Origin of the sequence: Streptomyces sp. DH12 (genome assembly GCF_020873895.1) — a bacterium.
In the GTDB taxonomy this organism is placed as follows: domain Bacteria; phylum Actinomycetota; class Actinomycetes; order Streptomycetales; family Streptomycetaceae; genus Streptomyces.
Genome location: NZ_JAHWGT010000950.1, coordinates 1 through 465 on the forward strand (window position 1 = coordinate 1; position 465 = coordinate 465).

The following is a 465-nucleotide window of genomic DNA, read 5'->3' on the forward strand; positions in this document are numbered from 1 at the left end:
GCGGTGACCGTGGGTCCGGTGATGGCCGTGCCTCTCCCGAGGTGATCATGTCCGGCTCAGTATCCCCACGGCGCGCCCCCGCGCACAGGCCTACGCCAGCCACTGCTCGTACGCCATGTTCGCCACCAGTGCGAACACCACCGTCAGCAGGACCACGCGGACGAAACCGCTGCCGCGTTTCAGGGCGGTGGGGGCGCCCAGCGTGCCGCCCGCGAGGTTGAAGACCGCCATCAGGGCCGCCAGTTGCCACAGCACCGCGCCCTGCCAGGCGAAGGTGGCCAGGGCGCCCGCGTTGGTGCAGCAGTTGACGATCTTCGCGGTGGCGGAGGCGGTGACCAGGTCGAGGTGGAGCAGGGCGGTGAGCGCCAGGACGAGGAACGTGCCGGTGCCGGGGCCGATCAGGCCGTCGTAGAAGCCGATGCCGAGGCCGGCCAGGCCGATCGCGGCGAGGATCTGCCGCCGGGT

The 465-nt window shown here is 71.6% G+C and carries 1 protein-coding gene; it reads right to left on the minus strand.

Annotation, left to right across the window (positions count from 1 at the left end):
• Positions 1-90: 90 nt before the first annotated feature.
• Positions 91-465: TSUP family transporter (locus LPA54_RS37935; RefSeq protein ID WP_228984954.1), on the minus strand; the 375-nt coding region annotated here is incomplete at its 5' end.